This is a genomic window from Amnibacterium endophyticum, from assembly GCF_042680685.1.
Lineage (GTDB): Bacteria > Actinomycetota > Actinomycetes > Actinomycetales > Microbacteriaceae > Amnibacterium > Amnibacterium endophyticum.
Genome location: NZ_JBHUEA010000016.1, coordinates 1 through 22,132 on the forward strand (window position 1 = coordinate 1; position 22,132 = coordinate 22,132).

The 22,132-nt window shown below is 76.5% G+C and carries 24 protein-coding genes; 17 read left to right on the top strand and 7 right to left on the bottom strand.

Going from position 1 to position 22,132, the window contains the following annotated elements:
• From ACFSBI_RS10825 to ACFSBI_RS10845, 5 genes are all read left to right on the top strand, one after another.
• A partial coding sequence (locus ACFSBI_RS10825) for a hypothetical protein (protein ID WP_377934814.1) occupies positions 1–584 on the top strand: 584 nt, incomplete at its 5' end.
• Between the two features lie 67 nt (positions 585–651).
• Positions 652–798 carry a hypothetical protein gene (locus tag ACFSBI_RS10830; RefSeq protein ID WP_377934815.1) on the top strand — a complete coding sequence of 49 codons (147 nt, stop codon included), beginning with the start codon at positions 652–654 and terminating at the stop codon, positions 796–798.
• A 35-nt stretch (positions 799–833) separates the two neighbouring features.
• A complete protein-coding gene (locus ACFSBI_RS10835) occupies positions 834–1,184 on the top strand; it encodes an ester cyclase (RefSeq protein WP_377934960.1) in 351 nt (116 codons plus the stop codon).
• 41 nt (positions 1,185–1,225) lie between these two features.
• A complete protein-coding gene (locus ACFSBI_RS10840) occupies positions 1,226–1,915 on the top strand; it encodes a hypothetical protein (RefSeq protein WP_377934817.1) in 690 nt (229 codons plus the stop codon).
• A 21-nt stretch (positions 1,916–1,936) separates the two neighbouring features.
• On the top strand, positions 1,937–3,280 hold the full coding sequence (locus ACFSBI_RS10845) for a DUF2252 domain-containing protein (protein WP_377934818.1): 1,344 nt from the start codon (positions 1,937–1,939) through the stop codon (positions 3,278–3,280).
• 470 nt (positions 3,281–3,750) lie between these two features.
• Here the strand turns inward: ACFSBI_RS10845 and ACFSBI_RS10850 are convergent, their stop codons facing one another.
• From ACFSBI_RS10850 to ACFSBI_RS10875, 6 genes are all read right to left on the bottom strand, one after another.
• Entirely contained in the window at positions 3,751–4,215 is a 465-nt protein-coding gene (locus ACFSBI_RS10850; protein ID WP_377934819.1) for a hypothetical protein, read from the bottom strand.
• 83 nt (positions 4,216–4,298) lie between these two features.
• Positions 4,299–4,841 (bottom strand): YbaK/EbsC family protein, encoded by a 543-nt coding sequence (locus ACFSBI_RS10855; protein WP_377934821.1) that lies wholly within the window; start codon positions 4,839–4,841, stop codon positions 4,299–4,301.
• Positions 4,838–5,683 (bottom strand): alpha/beta fold hydrolase, encoded by an 846-nt coding sequence (locus ACFSBI_RS10860; protein ID WP_377934823.1) that lies wholly within the window; start codon positions 5,681–5,683, stop codon positions 4,838–4,840. The genes ACFSBI_RS10855 and ACFSBI_RS10860 overlap by 4 nt, the downstream gene beginning before the upstream one ends.
• Positions 5,684–5,753: 70 nt before the next feature.
• On the bottom strand, positions 5,754–5,957 hold the full coding sequence (locus tag ACFSBI_RS10865) for a cold-shock protein (protein WP_377934825.1): 204 nt from the start codon (positions 5,955–5,957) through the stop codon (positions 5,754–5,756).
• A gap of 179 nt (positions 5,958–6,136) precedes the next feature.
• Positions 6,137–7,615 (bottom strand): carotenoid oxygenase family protein, encoded by a 1,479-nt coding sequence (locus ACFSBI_RS10870; protein ID WP_377934827.1) that lies wholly within the window; start codon positions 7,613–7,615, stop codon positions 6,137–6,139.
• Between the two features lie 49 nt (positions 7,616–7,664).
• Positions 7,665–9,029 (bottom strand): dihydrolipoyl dehydrogenase family protein, encoded by a 1,365-nt coding sequence (locus ACFSBI_RS10875; protein WP_377934829.1) that lies wholly within the window; start codon positions 9,027–9,029, stop codon positions 7,665–7,667.
• Positions 9,030–9,055: 26 nt separating this feature from the next.
• Here ACFSBI_RS10875 and ACFSBI_RS10880 point away from each other — a divergent pair, with 26 nt between their 5' ends.
• The 8 genes from ACFSBI_RS10880 (at position 9,056) to ACFSBI_RS10915 (ending at position 15,051) form a co-directional block, all read left to right on the top strand.
• Positions 9,056–9,685, top strand: coding sequence for a class I SAM-dependent methyltransferase (locus tag ACFSBI_RS10880; protein ID WP_377934830.1), 630 nt, complete (start codon positions 9,056–9,058; stop codon positions 9,683–9,685).
• A 65-nt stretch (positions 9,686–9,750) separates the two neighbouring features.
• On the top strand, positions 9,751–10,506 hold the full coding sequence (locus ACFSBI_RS10885; protein ID WP_377934832.1) for an SDR family NAD(P)-dependent oxidoreductase: 756 nt from the start codon (positions 9,751–9,753) through the stop codon (positions 10,504–10,506).
• A 4-nt stretch (positions 10,507–10,510) separates the two neighbouring features.
• Positions 10,511–11,386, top strand: a complete 876-nt coding sequence (locus tag ACFSBI_RS10890; protein WP_377934833.1) for an alpha/beta fold hydrolase — start codon at positions 10,511–10,513, stop codon at positions 11,384–11,386.
• A gap of 60 nt (positions 11,387–11,446) precedes the next feature.
• Positions 11,447–11,605 carry a hypothetical protein gene (locus ACFSBI_RS10895; RefSeq protein ID WP_377934835.1) on the top strand — a complete coding sequence of 53 codons (159 nt, stop codon included), beginning with the start codon at positions 11,447–11,449 and terminating at the stop codon, positions 11,603–11,605.
• Between the two features lie 114 nt (positions 11,606–11,719).
• The gene (locus ACFSBI_RS10900) at positions 11,720–13,393 is read left to right on the top strand and encodes an MDR family MFS transporter (protein ID WP_377934962.1); all 1,674 of its coding nucleotides are present in this window, start codon (positions 11,720–11,722) and stop codon (positions 13,391–13,393) included.
• 26 nt (positions 13,394–13,419) lie between these two features.
• Positions 13,420–13,866, top strand: a complete 447-nt coding sequence (locus ACFSBI_RS10905; RefSeq protein WP_377934837.1) for a MarR family winged helix-turn-helix transcriptional regulator — start codon at positions 13,420–13,422, stop codon at positions 13,864–13,866.
• Positions 13,863–14,336: a GNAT family N-acetyltransferase gene (locus tag ACFSBI_RS10910; RefSeq protein WP_377934838.1), complete on the top strand. Its 474-nt coding sequence runs from the start codon at positions 13,863–13,865 to the stop codon at positions 14,334–14,336. The genes ACFSBI_RS10905 and ACFSBI_RS10910 overlap by 4 nt, the downstream gene beginning before the upstream one ends.
• A gap of 49 nt (positions 14,337–14,385) precedes the next feature.
• Positions 14,386–15,051, top strand: coding sequence for a hypothetical protein (locus tag ACFSBI_RS10915; protein WP_377934840.1), 666 nt, complete (start codon positions 14,386–14,388; stop codon positions 15,049–15,051).
• A 22-nt stretch (positions 15,052–15,073) separates the two neighbouring features.
• Here the strand turns inward: ACFSBI_RS10915 and ACFSBI_RS10920 are convergent, their stop codons facing one another.
• On the bottom strand, positions 15,074–15,934 hold the full coding sequence (locus ACFSBI_RS10920) for a LysR substrate-binding domain-containing protein (protein WP_377934841.1): 861 nt from the start codon (positions 15,932–15,934) through the stop codon (positions 15,074–15,076).
• Between the two features lie 86 nt (positions 15,935–16,020).
• On the opposite strand from ACFSBI_RS10920, the gene ACFSBI_RS10925 reads away from it, so the two are divergent.
• The 4 genes from ACFSBI_RS10925 to nagA all read left to right on the top strand — a co-directional run bounded on the left by ACFSBI_RS10925 (position 16,021) and on the right by nagA (position 22,102).
• A complete protein-coding gene (locus ACFSBI_RS10925; protein ID WP_377934842.1) occupies positions 16,021–17,307 on the top strand; it encodes an MFS transporter in 1,287 nt (428 codons plus the stop codon).
• Between the two features lie 37 nt (positions 17,308–17,344).
• Complete coding sequence (locus tag ACFSBI_RS10930; RefSeq protein WP_377934843.1) at positions 17,345–18,391, top strand: YncE family protein; 1,047 nt, start codon at positions 17,345–17,347, stop codon at positions 18,389–18,391.
• A 30-nt stretch (positions 18,392–18,421) separates the two neighbouring features.
• Entirely contained in the window at positions 18,422–20,854 is a 2,433-nt protein-coding gene (gene pepN / locus ACFSBI_RS10935) for an aminopeptidase N (RefSeq protein WP_377934844.1), read from the top strand.
• Between the two features lie 111 nt (positions 20,855–20,965).
• The gene (gene nagA / locus ACFSBI_RS10940; RefSeq protein WP_377934846.1) at positions 20,966–22,102 is read left to right on the top strand and encodes an N-acetylglucosamine-6-phosphate deacetylase; all 1,137 of its coding nucleotides are present in this window, start codon (positions 20,966–20,968) and stop codon (positions 22,100–22,102) included.
• Positions 22,103–22,132 lie beyond the last annotated feature (30 nt).

Below are 22,132 nucleotides of genomic sequence, written 5' to 3' on the forward strand. Positions count from 1 at the left end.
CCCGCCGCGAGCCCGCACCCGCGCCCGCCCCGCGCCGCTCCGCCGCCCGCCTCCCCTCCCGCCGCGGGGTGCTGCTGCCGGTCGGCGCGCTGGCGGCGTCCGGCGCCGCCCTCCTCCTCGTCGGGACGCCCGGTGCCCCGAGGCCCGCTCGGACGGCGCCGGTCCGCGACGTGCAGCGCGCCGCGCTCGGCGCGAGCACCACGGAGGGCGAGCGGGAGGGCTTCGTGCGCGCCCTCGCCGACGGCGGCAGGGCCGACCTGACCGGCTGGCTCGAGCGGCACCGCCGCGCGGGCGACGCGCGCTGGGAGCACGTCGGCGCAGGGACCCGGCTGCTGCGGCTCGCGCTGCCGCGCCGAGCGGGCCGCGTCGAGGTGCTGGTGGTCGCCGCCGAGCGCGCGAGCGTCTCGTGGACGCTGCTCGACGCCGCTGGAGGCACGCCGGTCGACCTGCGCTCGCTGGTCGTCACGCCGGGCGACGTCGCCACCGGGACCCTGCGGTACGCCGCAGGAGCCGCACCCGCGCGGCTGCTCGTCACCGCCCCCGAGCAGGTCCGGTGGGGCGCAGCGGTCGTGGCGCACGCCTGACGGCTGCACAGCGGACACGCTGCGGATCAGCGGCTTCCGCACAACCTCAGCATCCATGCTTTCGGGCATGTCCCTCACCGTCGAGGATCGCGCTGCGCTCCGCCCCACCACCTGCGCCACCTGCGGGAGCCCGCTGCACGCCACCATCGTCGGGCCGCGCTGCCCCATCCACGGCGCGGACGGCGTCGTCACGCGACCGGAGCGGCGGCGCTGAGTCCCGCCGCGACGCACGCCTGGTTCGACGACTGGCTGGAGACCTGCAACCGCCACGACCTCGACGCGATGCGCGACTTCCTCGCCCCCGACGTCCGTCGGGCGGGTGCACCGCGAGGAGCGGACGCGTGGCTCGACGACGTCGCCGACCTGCTCGTCGGCTTCCCCGACTTCCGCTGGAAGCGCATCGCGCTCGTGGTCGAGGGCGACCGGCTCGCCGTGCACCTGCGCACCCGCGGCACGCACCGCGGGCCCTGGGGCGGCGTCGCCCCGACCGGCCGGCGCATCAGCTCGGCCGAGTTCGCGTTCTACCGGCTCGAGGGCGAGCGGATCGTGGAGGCGGCGGGCGGCGCCGACCCGTCGATCGCGGCGCAGCTGACGGGCTGAGCCGCGCCGCGGGACGGACCGACGTGCGCGAGGATCGGCGGGTGGACGACCCCGAGCTGCTGCGGCGGCGGCTCTACGCGCCCGGTGCCGGGGACCGCGACGTGGAGGCGTACCGCAGCGCGGCGCCGCCCCCTCCCCCGGACGCTCCCGAGGGGCCCGCTCCGCGTCCGCGGCGGCGGGCCCGTCCGCGCCTGCTGCCGCTCGGCGGCGTGCTGGCGATCCTCCTGGTGGCGGCCCTCGTCGTCGCGCTCGTGCCCCGGACCCCGCCCGCCCCGGCGGCGGAGCCCGTACCCCTCACGGCGCAGGACCGCGGCGAGCTGCTGACGAACCTCCGCGACGGCGGCTTCGCCGGCATCGCCGCCTACCTCGTCACCCACCGCTCCCCGCCGCAGCTGTCGGGCGGCAGCGGGTACCTGACGCAGGAGATCCACGGCGTCGGCGACGGCGTCCGCGGGCTCGACGGCGCCCGCTCCGCCGGCGCGACCCGGGCGACCGTGCTGCTCGTCACCGACTCGGCGAGCCGCGCGACGTGGACCGCGCTGCGCCTCACGACGCGCTCCGGCACGAGGGTCGTGGTGCTGGACCCGGTCGAGACGCGCAGCCAGGCGGAGGCCCCCGGCACGCTCACGGCCACGACGTTCCGCGTCGTCGAGGGGCGGGCGCCGGTTCGGCTGCGGATCGAGGCGGCCGACGGGGTGCGCTGGGGCGCCGCGGTCGTCTGGAGCCGCTGACCGCTCGCTAGCGTGACCTCCGTGTCCGCCGCAGCCCCGACGACCCCCGAGCTGCGCGACGCGGGGCGGGAGGCGCGGCGCCGGGTGCCGCTCGACGTGCACGCCGACCTCGAGCCGCCGCGGCGTGACCCGGTCGCGATCCTCGCGGCGCAGAACGCGACCCGCGAGCCGGACCTCGTGAGCCTGCGGATGCGCCGCACCCTCGTCGACGCGTTCGGCTTCTATCGCGGCACCGCCGCGATCATGGCGACCGACCTCGCCGCCGGGCCCGCCACCGGCCTCGAGGTCACCGCCGACGGCGACGCGCACCTGCTCAACTTCGGCGTCTTCGCCTCGCCGGAGCGCGCCCTCGTGTTCGACCTGAACGACTTCGACGAGGCCGGCGAGGCGCCGTGGGAGTGGGACGTGAAGCGGCTGGCGGTCAGCGCGCTGCTCGCGGCGCGCTCGCTCGGCGCCGACGAGGACGGGCGGCGGGCGGCGGCGGAGGCGTCCGTGGCCGGGTACCGCGACGCGCTCGCCGCGCTGGCCGGGCTCACCGTGCTCGAGCGCTACTACGTCCGCAGCGACGAGGACGACCTGCGCGCCGCCCTCGGAACCCGCCGCGGCGCGGCGCTCGACCGGATGGTGGCGGAGGCGCGGCGGCGCACGTCGCTGCGGGCCGCCGAGCGGATGACGGAGGTGCTGCCGGACGGTCGCCGCCGCTTCCTCGAGGACCCGCCCGTGCTCGTGCACCGGCCGGACTCGCAGCCCGGCCACACGGAGCGGCTGCTCGACGCCTACCTCGAGTCGGTCGACCCCGCCGTGCGCGAGCTGCTCGGCCGCTTCCGCATCGACGACGTCGCCCGCAAGGTGGTCGGCGTGGGCAGCGTCGGCACCCGCTGCTGGCTGCTCGTGCTGCGCGGCCCGGACGGCGAGCCGCTGCTGCTGCAGATCAAGCAGGCGGTGCCCTCGGTGCTCGAGTCGCACGGCGGCCGGCCGCAGCCGGGGCTGCCGCCGCTCGGCGAGCCGGGGCGCGAGGGGCTCCGGGTCTTCTCGCACCAGCGGGTGCTGCAGGCGGTGACGGACCCGTTCCTCGGGCACTTCGAGGGCCGCTCGCACGACTACTACGTGCGGCAGTACCACGACATGAAGGGCGCGGTCCGGCTGCCCGACCTCACCGCGGAGGAGCTGCGCGCCTACGTCCGCACCTGCGGCGCCCTGCTCGCGCGGGCGCACGCGCAGAGCGGCGCGGCGACCGCGATCGCGGCCTACCTGGAGGACGGCGCCGAGTTCGACCGCGCCGTCGCGGCCTGGTCCGCCCGCTACGCGGCGGTCGCGGACGAGGACCACGCCCGGGTCGCGGCCGCCTTCCCCGACGCCCGCTGACCCGCCGCGCCCCGGCCCCTCCCCCCGCCGGGCGCGATCCGACATCCCGGGCGCACTGGAGCGCCCATGTTGTCGGAGGCCGCCCGCGCAGCCGGGGTGCGGTCGTGATCGGCGGATCGGGGCGGGTTCGGACGTCGGTTCGCGCCCGGATGCGCCGATCGCGCCCGGGCGTGCGCCGGGACATTCCCGGCGCCTGCGCGGAGCTCGGAGTACGGGCGCGTCCCGACAGTGCGGGCGCGGAGGTGCGCCCGGGATGTCGGGAGTCGCCCGTGCAGCCGGACACGGGCGTGATCGGCGGTTCGGGGCGGGTTCGGGCGTCCGTTCGCGCCCGGATGCGCCGTTCGCGCCCGAGCGTGCGCGAGGAGGCTCCCGGCGCCTTCGCGGAGCGCGCAGTCCGGGCGCGTCCCGACAGTGCGGGCGCGGAGGTGCGCGCGCGATGTCGGGAGTCGCCCGCGCTGCCGGGGTGCGGGCTAGCGGCCGAGGGCGCGGCGGAGGAGGCCGGCGGGGCCGCGGTCGGCCCAGGCGGTGCACTCCTGCAGGGCCAGCTCGATCCGGTGCGCGGCGCGCTGCACGTCGAGGTGCTGCAGCTCGCGCGTCAGGTGGCGGGCGAGCTGGCCGCAGAGGTCGAGCTCGACGCGGCGGGCGGCGGTGCGGCTCGGGTGCTCCTCGAGCGCCGCGAGGTGCGCCTCGAGCACGAGCAGCAGGCCCGACGCCGGGAGGATGCGGGCCACCGCGCCGACCGGCTGGAACTGCCGCTCGGCGGCGACGAGCACCTGCTCCTCGTCGGTCAGGACCAGCTCCGACATGCGCTCGACAGCGGAGCGGAGCACCTCCTCCGTCCGCTCGATGCGGGCGAGACGACGACCGGCGGCACCGCGACGGCGGTCCGCGAAGAACTCGTCGAGGCAGGTCGCGGAGGAGAGGGGCAGCAGCACGCCGCAACTATGGCGTACCCCCGGCCGGGGGTCACGTCCCCCGTTGTCTTCCGATTCCCTGAACGTGCGGCGAGCGTCCCGGGTCAGGGCGCGACGCCGTCCGCCACCTCGGCACCGGGGATCCGCGCGAGGAGCCCGCCGGGCACGAGCAGCTTCGACCGGCGCACCCCGGACCCGACCACCACGAGGGGTTGCGCGACCGCCGCGGCGGCGACGAGCACGGGCCAGCCGGCGGGCAGCCCGAACGCGGTGATGCCCCCGAACTCCATGCCGGAGGACTCGACCGCCTGCTCACGTGGCAGGAACGAGGCCTTCCGCACGTCGAGGCGCCGGCGGACGAAGCCGTTCACGTCCGCCCGCCGGTCCGCCGGCACGAGGCAGGCCGCGACGCGCTGGTCGCCGCCGCGGGCGCCGCCGACGAGCACGCAGTTGACGAGCGAGGCCGCCTCGAGCCCGTACGCCTCCTGCGTGGCGGCGGTGTCGGAGATCGCCGGATCGATCGGGACGACGCCGACCGCTTCCAGCAGCCCGAGCGCGGTCAGGGCGTCGAGCACGGGAGCGGCGAGCAGGTCGGGCCGCTCCCCCGCGGCCGTGCCGTCGAGACCGCCGAGCACGAACGAGGTCATCGAGCGTCCGCGAGGGCGACGACCTCGCGGACCAGCGCGGCCACTAGCGCGGGGTCCTCGAGCGACGGCAGGTGGGCGACGCCCGGCAGCACCCGCGCCTGGATCCGCGGCAGGCGTGCGGCGGCCAGCTCGTAGAAGGGCTGGTCCGGCGGCATGTCGAGGTCGCCCCACGCGGCGATTCCGGGGACGTCGACCTCCGCGAGGCGGTGCCACGCGTCGATCCCGGAGGCGCCCGTCGAGCCGCCGCCCTGCAGGGCGCGGCGGGACATGGCGGCGGCGAGCTCGCGGGCCGCGCCGCCGACCCGGCCCTCGCGCTGCGTGGGCCCGTCGAGCCAGGCGTGCAGCTCGAGCCGCACCTGCCCGTCGAGGTCCCCCGAGGCCTCGGCGGCCTCCATCGCCTCGAGCAGCCGACCGGTCGCGGCATCGGGCGTCCAGGCGATCGACTCGCCCTCGTCGGTCATGCCGCTGACGGCGGAGCCGATCAGCAGCAGGCCGTGGACGCGGTCCGGCTCCGTGAGCGCGAGGTCGAGGGCGAGCCCGCCGCCCGTCGAGCTGCCGACGAGCACGGCGGGGCCGACTTCGAGGCCGTCGAGCACGTCGACGAGATCGTCCAGATGTGTGAACGCGGCGCCGGGCGCCGCGTCGGGCGACTCCCCGAAGCCGCGCCGGTCGATCGCGACGAGGTCGAGGCCGTCCGGCTCGAGCGCGTCGAGCACGGCGGCCCAGGAGCACGAGTCGGCGACGCCGGCGTGCAGCAGCACGACCCGGCGCCCGCCCGTGTCGCCGCGGCGCTCGACGGCGAGCGCCGTGCCGTCCCGCACGGCGACGCGGAGCGCGGTCACGGCCGCGATGCGGCGCGGGCCGCCGCCGCGCCCTGCACGACGACGGCCCGCGGGCGCATGAGCGCGGGGCTCAGAGCGGCTGGATGTTGGCGGCCTGCGGGCCGCGGTCGCCACGGGCGACCTCGAACTCGACGCGCTGGTTCTCCTCCAGCGAGCGGAAGCCGCGGCCCGTGATGGCGCTGTAGTGCGCGAACAGGTCGGCGCCGCCGTCGTCGGGCGCGATGAAGCCGTAGCCCTTCTCGTTGTTGAACCACTTCACGACTCCGGTGGCCATGAGATCCCCTCCGTCCTCCTCGACGGCCCGACCTTCGAGACCGTCGCACTGCGCATTCACGCCGGGGATGGCCGGGCGGACCCGGCCGGATGAACCCACCTGATTGCACGTCTTGCCTCGCAAGGGTAGTAGCCGGGCGGACACCGCCGTCAAGAGGCGGCACGGTCCGGATCCGCAGGTCAGGCGGGCAGCCAGTTGCCGTGGAAGCCGTGCGGCACCCGTACCGGCAGGTGCACCTGCGCCACGGGCTCGAGCGTGCCGGCGTCGCGCAGCTCGAGCCGGTCGGCGCCGGTCGTGCGGTCGTGGACGAACCCCATCAGCACCCCGTCGGCCTCCTCGGCGTCCGGCGAGGAGGGCACGAAGACCAGCTCGCCGACCTCCACCCCCTCCCCCAGGCTGTGCGAGGTCGTCGTGCCGGCGACGAGGTCGTGCGCGAGGATCCGGTCGTCGACCCGCCCCGTGCCGTCCTGCATCAGGCCGGTCGACCACCCGTGGCGGTAGGGGCGGCCGATGAACCGCTCGTCGATCCGCGGGAACTCCTGCTGGCGGTCGTCGACGGTCGTCTCGAGCACGGCGCCGGTGACGAGGTCGAGCCGCCACCGCGTCAGGCGGGTCGAGGCGCCGTCCGGCCCGTGGAGGTCCTCGTCGAAGGCCTTGTCGTAGCGCACCCCGTCGACGACGACGGCGGTCGCACGCCCGTCGTCATCGACCTCGTCGTACGCCCCGAGCACGTGGAAGACGAAGCACCGCGGGATCTCGAACCAGCGCACGGCGGCGCCCGGTGCCTCCCGCGGCAGCACGCCGAGCCGGCTCGGGTGCTCCGGCGACCAGGAGTACGGCATGTCGCCGTTGCGCAGCCGGCTCGCGGCGAGGTCGGCGAGGCGGCCGCTGATCGGCACCCGGCCGATCATCCGCGACGCGACCCGCGCGCCCGAGCGGATCAGCGGCTCCGGCACCCCGACCGCCCGCATCGCGCGGGGCAGGTCGAACTCGATCGGCAGGTCGAGCACGACCACGTGCCGCTGCGTGAGCCCCATGTCGTGGATCAGCGGGCTGCCCGCGACCGGCACGTCGACGGCGCGCCGGACCGTGCCCCGCGGGTCCACGACCGTGTACTGCGCGAGCCCCGGCCGGTCGAAGCGGTACGAGATCGCGTGCAGCTCGCCGCTGACGGCGTCGAGCTTCGGGTGGGCGGTGTAGCCGCCGCCCGGCAGCGTGCCGCGGGCGTCCCAGACGCCGAGGGTCTCCAGCGTGTCGGACAGCGCGTAGCAGGCGCCGCCCGCCTCGACGAGGGCGAGCGTCGTGCCCGCGTGGCCGATCACGGTGGTGTTCGCGGCGACGCTGACCCCGGCAGAGGCGGGCCGCGCCTCCCCCAGCGCCTTCGCCGCGTCGGCGGAGCGCACCCAGCGGTTCCGGTACCACTCCGCCCGGCCGCCCCGCAGGCGCACGCCGTGCACCATCCCGTCGCCCATGAACCAGTGGAACGTCGCGGGGTCGATGGCGCCGATCGGGTTCGGCCCGTTGCGCACGTAGCGGCCGTCGAGCCATGCCGGGATCGTGCCGGTTACGCGGAGCGCAGTCACCGTCTCCTCGGTCTGCACGGGCGCGTAGGCGCCGTCCTCGGCGGGGGCGGGCTCGGCCTGCTCGGTGGTGGTCACGGGGCCAGCGTGCGCCGTCGACCTCGGATCCGCCTGCGCCGGCCCGCGATCAGGACAGCCGGAGCCGGAGGCGCCGTGCAGCGGCGAGCGCCGCGACGCCTCGTGCCGTGGCCCCGGAGGCGAGGGAGGACCGGTACGCGGCGATGCAGGCGTTCCAGAAACCGTCGCTGAACGTCGGGTACGGGTGGGTGGTCGACGTCACCTGCTCGACGGTCAGCCCGGTGCGGACCGCGAGCGCGGCCTCGCCGATCGTCTCGCCGGCCCGCGGTGCGACGACGGTCGCGCCGACGACGCGGCCCCGCCCGTCGACCACGACCTCGGTGAAGCCGCCGGTCCGCCGCGCGGCGACCGCGCGGTCCACCTCGTCGTGGGCGACGCGGTGGACGCGGTCGCCGCCGGCGGGCCGGGTGCGGCCGACCGCGGCGACCTCCGGCTGCGTGAAGGTGCAGTGCGGCACGGCGTCCTCGTCGATCGTGCGGCGGAGGCCGAGGACCGCGTTCGCCGCGACCACGGCGCCGTTCATCCCGGCCGTGTGCGTGTACTGCGGCAGCGGGGTCGCGTCGCCGGCCGCCCAGACCCTCGGGCTGGTCGTGAGCAGGGTGCGCCGGACGCGCACGTGACCACGGGGTCCGACCGCGACGCCCGCGGCGCCGAGCCCGAGCGCCGCGGTGTTGGGCCGCCGGCCCGCGACGACGAGCACGCGGTCGCAGCGCACCGGCTCCCCGTCGACCACGGCCGTCCCGCCGTCCACGCGGTCGAGCGACGCGCCGAGCCGGACGTCGATCCCGTCCGCGACGATCGCGGCGATCACCGCGGCCGACGCGTCCGGCACGTCCCGCGGCAGCAGGCGCTCCGCACGCTGCACGAGCGTCACCGCGCTGCCGAGCCGTACGGCGGCCTGGGCGAGCTCGCAGCCGGCGGGTCCGCCGCCCAGCACCAGCAGGCGTGCCGGCAGCTCCTCCAGGTCCCACAGCGTGTCGGTCGTCAGCGGGTCCTCGAGCCCGGGCACGTCGGGGACGAGGGGGCGGGACCCGGTCGCGATCACGGCCTGCGCGAAGCGGAGCGGCCGGCCGTCGACGACCGCGGTCCGCGGGCCGGTGAAGCGGGCCGTCCCCCGCAGCACCCGGACGCCGTCCGCCTCGAGGGCAGCCGCGGAGTCGACCGGGGCGATGTCCGCCGTCGCGGCGCGGACGCGGGCGAGCGCCGCGCGGTCGTCGACGCCGTCGGCCGCGGCCTCCAGCAGGGCCTTCGACGGCACGCAGCCCGTCCAGAGGCAGTCGCCGCCCGGCTGCTCGTCCCGCTCCACCAGCACCGGCCGCGCGCCGAAGGAGGAGGCCGTGCGCGCGGCGACCAGGCCTGCGGTGCCGCCGCCGATCACGAGCAGGTCGATGCGGTCGTCGCAGGTCTCGCCCATCGGGCGAGGGTACGAGTGGAGGCTCCATGCGCATCGATCCGTACGGCCCGGCCGCCCGCTGGTACGACGTCGCGTCCGGGGAGCGGCTCGTCTACCGCGCCGGACGCCTGGCCGGGCTGCGCCTGCTGCGCCCCCGCCGGGGCGACGCCGTGGTCGACCTCGGCTGCGGCACCGGGCTGAACCTCCCGCTGCTCGCCCGCGCGGTCGGCCCCGAGGGCCTGCTCGTCGGCCTGGACCGCAGCCCGCACATGCTCGCCGTCGCCGCGCGGCGGCCCGGGCGCGGCTGGCCCGGCGTCCACCTCGTGGAGGCGGACGCCACCCGCCCGCCCCTCGACCGCGTCGCCGAGGTGCTCCGGGCGGCGGGCAGGCCGGCGGGCGCCGACGCGGTGATCGCCACCTACTCGCTGAGCGTCACCGACGACTGGCGAGCGGCCTGGGCCGGCGCGACGGCGCTGCTGAGGCCGGGCGGCCGGGCCGCGGTCGTCGACATGCGGCTGCCCGCCGGCCCGGCGCGCCCATTCGCGGCGCTCGCGATGCGGCTCGGCGGCGCCGACCCCGACGCGGCGCCCTGGCGGCCGCTCGCGGAGGCCGCCGACGCCCGGCGCGTCGTGCTGCGCGCGGGCCACGTGGTGGCCGTCGCGGGGACCCCCGCCTGAGCACGCGTCCAGGCCGCGCCGCACGGGCCGTGCTCCGATGGGCTCCGATCCACGGGAGGCATGTCATGGCAGGACGGTTGGACGGCGCGGTCGCGCTGGTGACGGGCGCGTCGAGCGGCATCGGCGAGGCGGCCGCGGAGGCGCTCGCCGCCGAGGGGGCGAGCGTCGCGATCGCGGCCCGGCGCCGCGACCGGCTCGAGGCGCTCGCCGAGCGCATCGGCGGCCGCACCCTCGTGCTCGAGACCGACGTGACCGACCAGGGCCAGGCGCAGGCGGCGGTCGAGCGGACCGTCGCGGAGCTCGGCCGGCTCGACGTCGTCGTGAACAACGCGGGCGTCATGCTGCTCGGCCCGATCGAGGGCGCGCCGATCGAGGAGTGGGACCGGATGGTGACCCTGAACGTGCAGGGGCTCCTCTACGTCGCGCACGCCGCGCTGCCGCACCTGCTCGCCGCCGCGGAGGACTCCTCCCGGGGCGTCGCCGACCTCGTGAACATCAGCAGCGTCGCGGGCCGCGTCGCGCGCAGCGGCTCCGGCGTCTACAACCTGACGAAGTGGGGCGTGAACGCCTTCAGCGAGTCGCTGCGGCAGGAGGTCACGGGCCGGCACGTCCGGGTCGGGATCGTCGAGCCGGGCGCCGTGGCGACCGAGCTGCGCGACCACCTGCGCGACGAGATCCGCGAGCAGCAGGCGAAGCGGTTCGAGGGGATGGAGCCGCTCGAGTCCGAGGACATCGCCGAGGCGATCGTCTACATGGTGACCCGGCCGCGGCGGATGGCCGTGAACGAGCTGCTGGTGCGGCCCACCGAGCAGGAGGGCTGAGGCCGTGGAGCACGACGACGCGACCCTGCCGTCGCCGGCGGACGGGCTCGCGCTCGCCGTGCACACCTGGCGCCCCGCGGGCGACCCGCACGGCGCGGTGCAGATCGCGCACGGCGTCGCGGAGTTCGCGGAGCGCTACGACCGCCTCGCGACCGAGCTGACGCGCGCCGGCTGGCTGGTCGTCGCGCACGACCACCGGGGCCACGGCGGATCGATCGGCGGCGACGTGCCGCTCGGGTCGTTCGGCCCGGGCGGCTGGGCGGCGCTGGTCGGCGACGTGAGCGCCGTCTCGCGGCACGTCGCGGACGCGCACCCGGGCCTGCCGCTCGTGCTCCTCGGCCACTCGATGGGCTCGTTCGCCGCGCAGCAGGTGCTGCTGCAGCACTCGGCGGAGTACGCCGCCGCGGTGCTGACGGGCACGAGCGCGGTCGACGTGTTCGCAGCCTCGGCGGCGGAGCAGGACGGCGGGCTCACCGCGCTGAACGCCGGGTTCGAGGAGCGCACCGGGTACGAGTGGCTCTCACGCGACGCGGCGGAGGTCGACGAGTACGTCCGCGACCCCCGGTCCGGCTTCGACCTGGCCGACGACGTGATGCCGCAGATGCTGTCCACCGCGGAGCGGCTCGCGGACCCCGCCGCACTCGCCGGCATCCGCCCGGACCTGCCCGTGCTGCTGATGAGCGGCACCGACGACCCGCTCGCGGGCGGCGGCGACCTGGTGCGGCTCGTCGCGCAGCGGTACCGGGACGCAGGCCTCACCGACGTGGAGGTCGACCTCTATCCGGGCGCCCGCCACGAGGTCTTCAACGAGACGAACCGCGAGGACGTCACGGCGGACCTGCTCGGCTGGCTCGACGCCAAGGTGCCCGTCGCCCGCTGAACGGCGCCTCCCCCGGCCCGCACCCGGCGGACGGGGAGGCGCGGGGGCGAGGATCGCGCCGTGAGCGACGAGCGGCCCCCGGGCGAGCCGGACCAGCAGGACGAGACCGTGCCGGCGGAGCGGGTAGGGCCGGGCCCCGAGCACGAGCGGGTCGCGGGCGACGCGGCCTCCGCGCCCGCGGCTCAGCCGCGCGAGTCGACGGGCAGCACCAGCGCTTGACGACGCGCCCGGCGTCACGGGAATAGTGGATAGCGGTCAACTGCTCCTCTATGGTGGACACAGATCAACCAGCTTGGAGCCTCCTTGAGCCGCACCTCCTCCGCGCCCGCCCGGATGCAGACCCCCGAAGACCGCGCCCGCCACCGAGAGGTGCTGTCGGCGCTCTCCGGCCTGCTGATGGGCATGTTCGTCGCGATCCTCGCCGGCACCGTCGTCTCGACGTCGCTGCCCCGGATCATCGCCGACCTCGGCGGCGACCAGACCGCCTACACGTGGGTCGTCACCTCGACCCTGCTCGCCACGACCGTCTCGACGCCGATCTGGGGCAAGCTCGCCGACCTCGTGAACCGCAAGGTCCTCGTGCAGATCGCGCTCGTGATCTTCGTCGTCGGATCGGCCCTCGCCGGGTTCTCGCAGGACACGAACACCCTCATCGCCTTCCGCGCCGTGCAGGGCCTCGGCGCCGGCGGCCTCACCGCGCTGGTCCAGGTCGTGATGGCGGACATCGTGAGCCCCCGCGAGCGCGGCCGCTACATGGGCTTCATCGGGGCCGTCATGGCGGTCGGCACGGTCGGCGGCCCGCTGATCGGCGGCCTCCTCACCGACGGGTTCGGCTGGCGGTGGAACTTCTACGTCGCGCTCCCCTTCGCCGTGGTGGCGCTCGTGCTGATCCAGCGGACCCTGCACCTGCCCGCCCGCGCCAAGCGCGCCGTGTCCATCGACTACCTGGGCGCCGCCCTGATCGCGAGCGGCGTCGCCCTGCTGCTGATCTGGGTGTCCCTCGCCGGCAAGCAGTTCGACTGGGGCTCCGCCACCAGCTGGACGATGGTCGTCGGCGCCGTCGTGCTGCTCGTCGCGGCCGTGGTGACCGAGCTGCGGGTCAAGGAGCCGATCATCCCGATGACGCTCTTCAGGAACCGCACCTTCGTGTTCGCGGTGCTCGCGAGCCTGCCGCTCGGCGTCGTGCTGTTCGGCACGTCGGTCTTCCTCAGCCAGTACCTGCAGCTCGCCGAGGGGCACACCCCGACCGAGTCCGGCCTGCTGACCCTGCCGATGGTGATCGGCCTGCTCGGGGCGAGCACCGTCATCGGCGGCGTCATCAGCCGCACCGGCGTCTGGAAGCGGTACATGGTCACGGGCGCCCTGCTGCTCGTGGCGGGCGTGAGCCTGCTCGGCACCATCCGCTACGACACCCCCTACTGGGTGCTCGCGATCTTCATGCTGCTGCTCGGCCTCGGGCTCGGCATGACGATGCAGAACCTCGTGCTGGTGACGCAGAACTCCCTGCGGGCGGACCAGCTGGGCGCGGGCAGCGCGTCGATCGCCTTCTTCCGCAGCCTCGGCGGCACGCTCGGCGTCTCCGCGCTCGGCGCCTTCCTCGGCCCGCGCATCGCGGACCTCGTGAAGTCCGGCCTCGCGGCGCTCGACCCCGCGCTCGCGCAGGCCGCCGGCCGCTCGCTCGGCGGCGGCACCGTGCCCGTCGTCTCGTCGCTGCCCGGCCCCATCCGGACGGTCGTGGAGAGCGCCTACGGCGAGGGCATCGGCGACGTGTTCCTGCTCGCCGCCCCGCTGACGCTGGTCACGCTGCTCTTCATCGCCCTGCTGCCGAACCGGCCGCTCGGCACCCGGACGGCCGCCCAGCAGCTGGCCGAGGACGTGCGGCCGGAGGACCGCCTGCAGACCACCGAGGCCGAGCGCGTGCTCGAGCTCGGCGCGAACGAGGTCGGCTCGACCACGGAGGGCGTGCGCTCGGAGGCGCCCGAGGCCGAGACCGCGGGACGCCGCTGATGCCCGGCCCGGCTACGGTGGGCGCCGTGGCGACCGACGACGCGATCCGCACCATCGAGGGATCGTTCGAGCGGATCGCCGTGGCCGCCCGCCGGGCCGGGCGCAGCATCGCGCAGCGCTTCGACCCGGAGCTGCAGCCGGCGGCGTGGGCCGTCCTGCGCGAGCTGCTGCGCGGCGGCCCGATGCAGCCGCACGCGCTCGCGGCCGCCATGTCGATGGACCGCAGCGCGATCAGCCGGCTGCTGAAGGAGCTGCGCGAGCGCGGCCTGATCGAGGCCGAGCGCGACGAGCAGGACGGCCGCTCCCAGTGGATCTCCGTCACGCCCGCCGCGAGGGCTCGCGCCGAGGCCGTGCTCGCCGACCGGCGGCAGCGGCTGCACGAGCACCTGTCCGCCTGGGACGAGGGCGACCTCGACCGCTTCGCGGTGCTGCTCGACCGCTTCGCGGACCCGGAGTGGCTGAGCGAGACGTGACCGGCCCGCTGGTGCTGCGGGTCGGCGCGATCGACGAGCCCGACGCGGTGCGGATGACCGACGAGGTGCAGCGCTGGTACGTCGAGGTCTACGGCGGACCGGACGACGACCCGACGCCGCCCGCGGACTTCGCCGCCCCGCGCGGCCGCTTCGTCATCGGGGAGGTCGACGGCGCCGCCGTCGCGATGGGCGGCTGGACGCGCGACGGCGACGACGTGAAGCTGCGGCGGATGTACGTGCGCCCCGCCGGGCGCCGGCGTGGGTACGCCGGCCTGCTGCTCGGGGAGCTCGAGCGCCTCGCCGCCCTGGACGGGGCGAGGCGGGCCGTGCTCACCACCGGGCTGCCGCAGACCGCGGCGATCGCGCTCTACCGGGCGCACGGCTACGCCGACGTCCCGGCGTTCGGCTTCCACGCGGCGTCCTCCACCGCCGTCCACCTCGGCAAGCCGCTCGCCCTCGTCGGCGCCTGACCCGCCCAGAGGGGTGCACGCCGGAGCCGGCGAGGGCCATCCTGATCCGGTGGAGGACGCGGAGCGGGAGGCGCTGCGGCGCAGCCTCTACCGCGCCGGCGCGACGGACGAGGACGTCCGCGCCTACCGCGACGTGTCGCCGCCGCCCGCGGGCCCGGTGGCGCCCCCGCCCGCGGCCCGGCCCGGGCGTCGCGGCGTCCTGCTCGCGGGCGGGGCGCTCGTCGCGGGCCTGATCGGGGCCGCGGCGGCGGCCGGGGGGCGGTCGGCCGGTGGGGCGGGCTCCGCGACGACCGCGGCGACGGCCTCCTCGTCCTCCGACACGACGTCGACGACCTGGACGACGTCCGCGAGCGCCCCGGCGCCGCGGGTGGCGCGGCCGCCGGACCTGCCCGACGTGGTCTTCACCGAGGCCGGGATCGTCTTCACCCACGAGGGGCGCGGCGACCAGACGGTGCCGCTGCAGCCGGGGCTCGCGGCGAAGGGCGGTGCCGTCGCCGTCGCGCTCTCCCCGCGCGACCCCCGGGAGCCGACGGCGTGGCGGCTGCTCGCCGCGGGCGGTGCGGCGCCGGTGGTGCTCGCGCAGCGCGCGTGGGGCGTCCGCGATCCGGACGAGGGGCCCGTCGTGCTGCCGGGGCTCGCGTCGGCGTCCGACCGGCTGCAGGTGCTGGCGTCGAGGGACGCGCGCTGGACGCTGATCGTCACCTTCATCCGCTGACCCGCCCGTCCGCGGCGCGGGCTCACCCCACCGGGGCCGACAGGGTCGCGCTCCGGATCGCCGCGGTCAGCGCCTCCACCGCCGGCTTGGAGGCGGACGGGTTCGCGACCAGCCGGAAGTCGACCCCGCCGAGCCCGGGCAGCCCGAGCCGCGTCTCGACCTTCTGCAGGTCGGACGGGATCAGGGAGTGCGCGAGCACCGACACCCCGAGGCCCGCGCGGGTCGCGGCCAGCACGGCGCCGATGTCGCGGACCGTGCAGGCGATCCGCCAGCGGCGGCCGGCGGCGTCGAGCGCGTCGGTCGCCATCCGCCGCGTGAAGCTCGGCGACCGGTAGGCGATCAGCGGCAGCGGGTCCTCCTTCACGAACGGCTCCGCGTCCTCCGCCACCCACACGAACTGGTCGCGGAGCACGAGGGTGCCCTCCCCCGCCTCCACCGCCGGCTGCTTGAGGAAGACGAGGTCGAGGTGCCCGGCGGCCAGCCGCCGCGCGAGCACCGCGCTCTGGTCGACGGTCAGCTCCAGGTCCACCTGCGGGTTCAGCCGCCGGAACTGCCGGAGGATCCGCGGCAGCTGCGTGATCGCCAGGTCGTCCGCCGTGCCGAAGCGCAGCCGTCCGCGGGTCGGTGACGACCGGAACCAGCTCTCCGCGTCGGCCATGGCGGCGAGGATCGTGCGCGCGAAGCCGGCGAGCGCCTCCCCCGCCTCGGTCAGCCGCACCCCGCGGGTCTCGCGGACGAACAGCGAGCGGCCGACCTCGTCCTCGAGCCGCCGCATCTGCTGGCTCACGGTCGGCTGGCTGATGCCGAGCTGGCGGGCGGCGGCCGTGAAGCCGCCCCCGCCCTCGACGGCGAGGAAGGTGCGGAGCAGGACGGGGTCGTACACGGGGCCTCCCATCACGGAACGTGATGACTCATATCAGTGTCCATCACCCGGATGCATGTCCCGGCGTGCCTACCGTGGCTCACGGCATGACGCACGCGCTCCCTCTCCCCGCCCGCCTCCGCCCCGCGTTCGACGGGTTCGCGCCGCTCAAGGTCCCGAACTACCGCCGCTTCGCGGGGTCCAACGTGCTGGCGATGAGCGCGACCTGGATGCAGCGCATCGCGCAGGACTGGCTGGTGCTGCAGCTGACGCACAGCGTCGCCGCCGTCGGGGTGACGACCGCGCTGCAGTTCGCACCGATGCTGCTGTTCGGGCTGCACGGCGGCCTGCTCGTCGACCGGTACGACAAGCGGCGGCTGCTGCTCGTCACGCAGTCGACGGTCGGGCTCGTGAGCGTGATGCTCGCGGTGCTCGCGCTCACCGGGCACGCGACGGTGCTCGTGGTCTGGGCGGCCGCCTTCTTGATCGGCTGCGCCACGGTGGTCGACAACCCGGCGCGGCAGGTGTTCGTGAACGAGCTGGTCGGGCGCGAGCACCTGAAGAACGCGATCACGATCAACTCGGCGGTGTTCCAGCTGGGCGGCCTGATCGGCCCCGCGGTCGCCGGCATCCTGATCGGCGCGGTCGGCGGCGGCTGGGCCTTCGCGATCAACGCGCTCGCCTGCGCGGTGACGGTGACGATGCTCACGCGGCTCGACGGGCGCGCGCTCCATCCGGCGCCGGCGCCCGTGCGCCACCCGCACGCGCTGCGCGAGGGCCTCGGCTTCGTGCTGCGCACCCCCGCCATCCGCTACTCGGTCGTGATGCTCGCGTTCCTCGCCGTCTTCACGCTGACCATGCCGGTGCTGCTCGCCGCGTTCGCCACGGAGGTGTTCGGGCTCGGCGCCTCCGGCTACGGCCTCTTCAACTCCCTCGTCGCCGTCGGGGCGCTGGCCGGTGCACTCGGCTGCACCGCGCGGAAGGTGCTGCGCCTGCGCACCGTCGTGCTGTCCGGGCTGCTCTGGGCCTCCGTGCTGACCGCCGCCGCGCTCATGCCGTCGGTCCCGACCTTCGGCGCCGCGCTCGTCGCCTGCGGCGTCGGCAGCCAGCTGTTCTTCCAGGCGGGCAACCCGCTCGTGCAGCTCTCGAGCGGGCCGCAGGTGCGTGGCCGCGTGATGGCCGTGTGGGTGCTCGTCGTGCTCGGCGGCCAGGGTCTCGGCGGCGTGCTGATGGGCGGCATCGTGGAGGCGATCGGCGCCCGGCCCGGCATGCTGATCGCGGGCGGGGTGCCCGCCGTCGCCGCGCTCGTGCTCACCGCGGTCCTCGCGCGGCGCGGCGCGCTGCGCGTCGCGACCTCCGCGCAGCGGCCCTACGTCGCGATCGTCCCCCGCTGACCGACCGCGGAGGGTGCCGGGCTAGCCTGCCCGCCTCATGACGACGACTCGCCGCGGCCTGCTCGGGGGTGCCGCCCTGCTCGGCGCCGGGCTGCTCGCCGGCTGCACCGCGGCCCCCTCCGCGCCGACGCCGTCGCCCACGCGGACCGGGTACGGCGGGGTCCCGCTGACCCGGGCGGCGGAGCCCGGTGACGCGCCGGAGCCGACCGAGGCGCCCGCCGGGCGCGTGATCCCGCTGCCCGAGGACGGCCGCCCGTGGGGCGTCGCGGTCTCGGGCGGCACCGCCTACGTCGCGCTGCGCGGCCCCGCCCGGCTGGCGGTGGTCGACCTGGCGCAGGGCGCGGTGCGGACCGTCCCCATGGTCGGCAGCGCGCGGATGATCGACCTCGCGGGCGACGGCGGCCCGCTGCTCTACCCGGCGGAGAGCGCGAACCGGCTGCTCGAGCTGGCCCTGCCGTCGCTCGAGGTGACCCGCTCGGTCCCGACGCGGCGGCAGCCGCATCAGGCCGTGCAGGTCGGCGACGAGGTCTGGATCTCCGAGGAGTTCGGCCACGCCGTCCGCGTCGTGCGCGGCGACGACGTGCTCGCCGACCTGCCGCAGCCGGTGCAGCCCGGCGGCATCACCGCCGCGGCGGGCCGGGTCGCCGTCGTCGACGTCGCCGCGAACCTGCTCTTCGTCTACGACGCGGCCTCCCGGGACCTCGTCGCCGCGCTGCCCGCCGGGGAGGGGCCGAGCCACGTCGTGCCGACGGGCGGCTCCCGGGTGGCGGTGTGCGACGTGCGCGGGAACGCGGTGCTGACCTTCGACATCGGCGGCGAGCCCCGCCGGCTCGGCCGCGCCGCCGTCCCCGGTCGCGCCTTCTGGATCGAGGCGGACGCGGGCAGCGGCACCGTGTACACGGCGCTCGCGGACGCGAACCTGATCGCGCGGCTGCGGCTGAACGGTGCCGGCGCGCCCGTGCTCGACGGCACGATGCCGACGGTGCGGCAGCCGATCTCCTTCGACCTCGCGGGCGGGGACCTGGCGATCGCGGGCTACGCGGGCTCGCAGCTGCAGGTCGCACCGACCTCAGCGTTCGGCTGACCGCCGCACGCCCGGGGCTAGCGTGGCCGGATGCCCGCCAGTCTCACCCGCGAGGAGGCGGCCGAGCGTGCCGCCCTGCTCGACGTCACCCGCTACGACATCGACGTGGACCTCACCGGTCTCGAGGACGGCCCGACCTGGCGCTCCGTCTCCACCGTCGCCTTCGAATGCCGCGCGCCCGGCGCCTCGACCTTCGTCGACGTCGTCGCGACGATCGAGCGGGCGGTGCTGAACGGCCGGGCCCTCGACCCGTCGTCCGCGGCCGAGGGCCGCCTCCCCCTCGACGGGCTCGAGGAGCACAACGTGCTCGTCGTCGAGACGTCCCAGTCCGAGACCGACCGCGGGCAGGGGGTGCTCCGCACCGTCGACCCGACCGACGGCCTCGTCTACGTCTGGACGACCTTCGAGCCCGACGAGGCACGGCGGCTGTGGGCGTGCTTCGACCAGCCCGACCTGAAGGCCGTGCACCGCTTCACCGCGCTCGCGCCGTCCGCCTGGACCGTCACCAGCAACTCGGCGCCGGAGTCGATCGAGTACGAGGGCGACGCCCGCAGGTGGACGTTCGAGCCGACCCCGCCCCTGTCGACCTACGTCGCGGTCGTGAACGCCGGCCCGTTCCACCAGGCGCGGCGCGAGGCCGGCGACCACGACCTCGGCCTCTACTGCCGGCAGTCGCTGAAGGCGTTCCTCGAGCGCGACGCGGACGAGCTGTTCGGGCTCACCGCGGCGGGGCTCGCCTGGTTCGGCGAGCGGTTCGACCTGCCCTTCCCGCAGCGGCGCTACGACCAGGTGTTCGTGCCGGACCTCGGCGGGGCGATGGAGAACTGGGGCAGCGTCACCCACACCGACTCGGTGCTGTTCCGGAGCGAGCCGACCTACCGGCAGCGCTCCAGCCGGGCGAACCTCGTGCTGCACGAGATGGCGCACATGTGGTTCGGCGACCTCGTCACGATGCGCTGGTGGGACGACCTCTGGCTGAACGAGGCGTTCGCCAGCTGGGCCTCCGTCTGGGCGATGGCGGGAGCGACCGAGTTCACGGACGCCTGGGCGACCGAGCTGCTCGACGGGAAGCTCGCCGGCTACCGCCAGGACATGGGGCCGGCGACGCACCCGATCCGGGGCGACGTGCCGGACGTGCTGCACGCGATGGCGAACTTCGACGACATCACCTACGACAAGGGCGCGGCGGTGCTGCACCAGCTCTCCGCCTACCTCGGGGAGGACGCGTTCGTCGCGGGCCTCCGCGCCTACTTCGCCGAGCACGCCTGGGGCAGCACGGTGCTCGGCGACCTCATGGGCGCCTTCTCCGCCGCGTCGGGGCGGGACCTCGAGGCGTGGACGACGGAGTGGCTCGACCGCGCCGGCACCGACCTGCTCGTCCTCGACGGCGGCGTGCTGCGGGCGACCGCGCCCGACGGCGGCGCCCCGCGCCCGCACCGGCTGCGGATCGCCGGGTACGACGCGGACGGCGCCGTGCTCCGGCCCGCCGGTGAGACCGAGGTGGAGGTCGTGGGCCCCGAGACCCCGGTCGAGGCGCCCGGCGGCACCGTCTTCCAGGTGAACGCGGGCGACCTCGCCTTCGCCGCGGTGCGGGCCGACGAGGCCTCCCTCGAGACGCTCCGCGCGCGGGCGGGCGAGCTGCCCGACGCGCTGGCGCGCACGCTGGCGCTGACGACGACGTGGGACCGGCTCGTCAAGGGCGAGCTGACGGGCGACGCGGTCGTGGAGACGGTCCGCGCCGTCGTGGCCGTGGACGGACCCGCGGTGGTGGAGGGGCAGCTCGCGCTCGGGCTGCAGGCCGCCGAGCTGTGGACGCCGATCGAGCGCGTCCCCGCGGCGGTCGCGCGCCTGGCGGACGCGGCGGCCGCGCTCGTCGACCGGCCGGAGCACCGGCTGCCCGCGCTCCGGATGCTCGCCACCGCCGGGACGCGGCCGGAGCACCTCGCGGCGGTGGACGAGGCGGCGGGCGACGACGTCGACCTCGCCTGGCGGGTGCTCGCGCGCCGGGCCGAGCTCGGCGCCTACGACGAGGCGGCCGCGCGGGCGCTGAAGGAGCGCGACCCGGACCCGGACTCGGGCGCGAGCGCGCTCGCGGCGCTCGGGTCGCAGCCGGACCGCGCCGCGAAGGAGGTCGTCTGGCAGGCGCTGATGATCGACCGCTCGATCCCCGCGGGTCCCGCGCGGCGGCTGGTCGCGCAGCGGTTCTGGCGGCCGCTGCAGGGCGGGCTGCTCGCCGAGTTCGCCGACCGCTACCTCGACGTGCTCGCGTCGCTCGGCGACGCCGGCATGCTCGGGCAGCTGGGCCTGGTCCGCGCGATGTTCCCGTACGCGGTGCTCGACGACCGGTTCCTGGCCCGCGCCGAGGAGGCCGCGCAGGCCGACGGGGTCAACCCGACCGTGCGGACGACGCTGCTCGACGGCGTCGCCACGGGGCGGCGGATGCTCGCGGCGCGCAACGGCTGACGCCCGGGCCCGTTGCGGACAGTTGAGCCCGCCGCGGCAGGCTCAACTGTCCGCAACGGACCCAGAAGGAGCGGTCGCGCGGGTCCAGGCGGGGCTCCATACGCTGGAGCCGTGCCGACGACCGATGCCCTGACCGTCCACGGCGCCCGGGTCGCGACCGGTGACGCGGTCGTCGACGACGGGTGGGTCCGCTTCGAGGGCGGGGTCGTCGCCGCGACCGGCCGGGGCATGCCGCCGTCGGGCGGCGAGGTGCTCGACGCCGGCGGCGGCGTGCTGACGCCAGGGTTCGTCGACGTGCACGTGCACGGCGGCGGCGGGCAGGACTTCGGCGCCGGACCGGACGCGCTGCCCGCCGTGCTGGGCGCGCACCGCGCGCACGGCACGACCCGCTCCGCGCTGTCGCTGGTCAGCGCGCCCGTCGAGCAGGTGGTCGAGCAGGTCGCGGCGCTCGCGCCGGCGGTCCGCGAGGACCCGCTGCTGCTCGGCGTGCACCTGGAGGGCCCCTTCCTCAGCCCGGACAACCGCGGCGCGCACGACCCGGCCGCGCTGACCGCGCCGACCGCGGCCGAGGTGGACGCCCTGCTCGCCGCGGCGGACGGCACGCTGCTGCAGGTGACGATCGCGCCGGAGCTGCCCGGCGCGATCGACGCCGTCCGCCGCTTCGCCGCCGCCGGCGTGCGGGTGGCGGTCGGGCACACGGTCGCGGACATGAACGTCGCCGGCGCGGCCTTTGACGCGGGTGCGACCCTGCTGACGCACGCCTTCAACGCGATGCCCCAGCTCGCGCACCGCGCCCCCGGCCCCATCGGCGCGGCGCTCGCGCGGCCGGACGTCGTCCTCGAGGTCATCGCCGACGGCCTCCACGTGCACCCGGTCGTCGTCGCGGCCCTGTTCCGGATGGCGCCCGGCCGCGTCGCGCTCGTCACCGACGCGATGTCCGCCACCGGCATCGGCGACGGCGAGTACCGGCTCGGCACCCTCGACGTCACGGTGCGGGACGGCGCCGCCCGGCTCGCGAGCGGCAGCCTCGCGGGCTCCACCCTGACCCTCGACGCCGCGATCCGCACCGCGGTCGCCGCGGGCGTTCCGCTGACCGACGCGATCGCGGCCGCGACCTCGATCCCCGCCCGCGCCGCGGGCCGCCCCGACCTCGGCTCGTTCGCACCCGGCTCCCCCGCCGACGCGGTGCTGCTCACCGACGACCTCGAGGTCCGCGCGGTCTGGGCGGCGGGCACCCGCCTCCGCTGACGCGGTGCAACCCCCAGCGGCATCTGCAAC

Excerpts from the sequence above, each read along its gene's own strand:
- ACFSBI_RS10865 (WP_377934825.1), bottom strand. The coding sequence starts at position 5,957 with ATGGCCACCGGAGTCGTGAAGTGGTTCAACAACGAGAAGGGCTACGGC.
- pepN (WP_377934844.1), top strand. The coding sequence starts at position 18,422 with ATGCCCGCCAGTCTCACCCGCGAGGAGGCGGCCGAGCGTGCCGCCCTG.
- ACFSBI_RS10885 (WP_377934832.1), top strand. The coding sequence starts at position 9,751 with ATGGCAGGACGGTTGGACGGCGCGGTCGCGCTGGTGACGGGCGCGTCG.
- ACFSBI_RS10830 (WP_377934815.1), top strand. The coding sequence starts at position 652 with ATGTCCCTCACCGTCGAGGATCGCGCTGCGCTCCGCCCCACCACCTGC.
- ACFSBI_RS10875 (WP_377934829.1), bottom strand. The coding sequence starts at position 9,029 with ATGGGCGAGACCTGCGACGACCGCATCGACCTGCTCGTGATCGGCGGC.
- ACFSBI_RS10930 (WP_377934843.1), top strand. The coding sequence starts at position 17,345 with ATGACGACGACTCGCCGCGGCCTGCTCGGGGGTGCCGCCCTGCTCGGC.
- ACFSBI_RS10925 (WP_377934842.1), top strand. The coding sequence starts at position 16,021 with ATGACGCACGCGCTCCCTCTCCCCGCCCGCCTCCGCCCCGCGTTCGAC.
- ACFSBI_RS10855 (WP_377934821.1), bottom strand. The coding sequence starts at position 4,841 with ATGACCTCGTTCGTGCTCGGCGGTCTCGACGGCACGGCCGCGGGGGAG.
- ACFSBI_RS10880 (WP_377934830.1), top strand. The coding sequence starts at position 9,056 with ATGCGCATCGATCCGTACGGCCCGGCCGCCCGCTGGTACGACGTCGCG.
- ACFSBI_RS10900 (WP_377934962.1), top strand. The coding sequence starts at position 11,720 with ATGCAGACCCCCGAAGACCGCGCCCGCCACCGAGAGGTGCTGTCGGCG.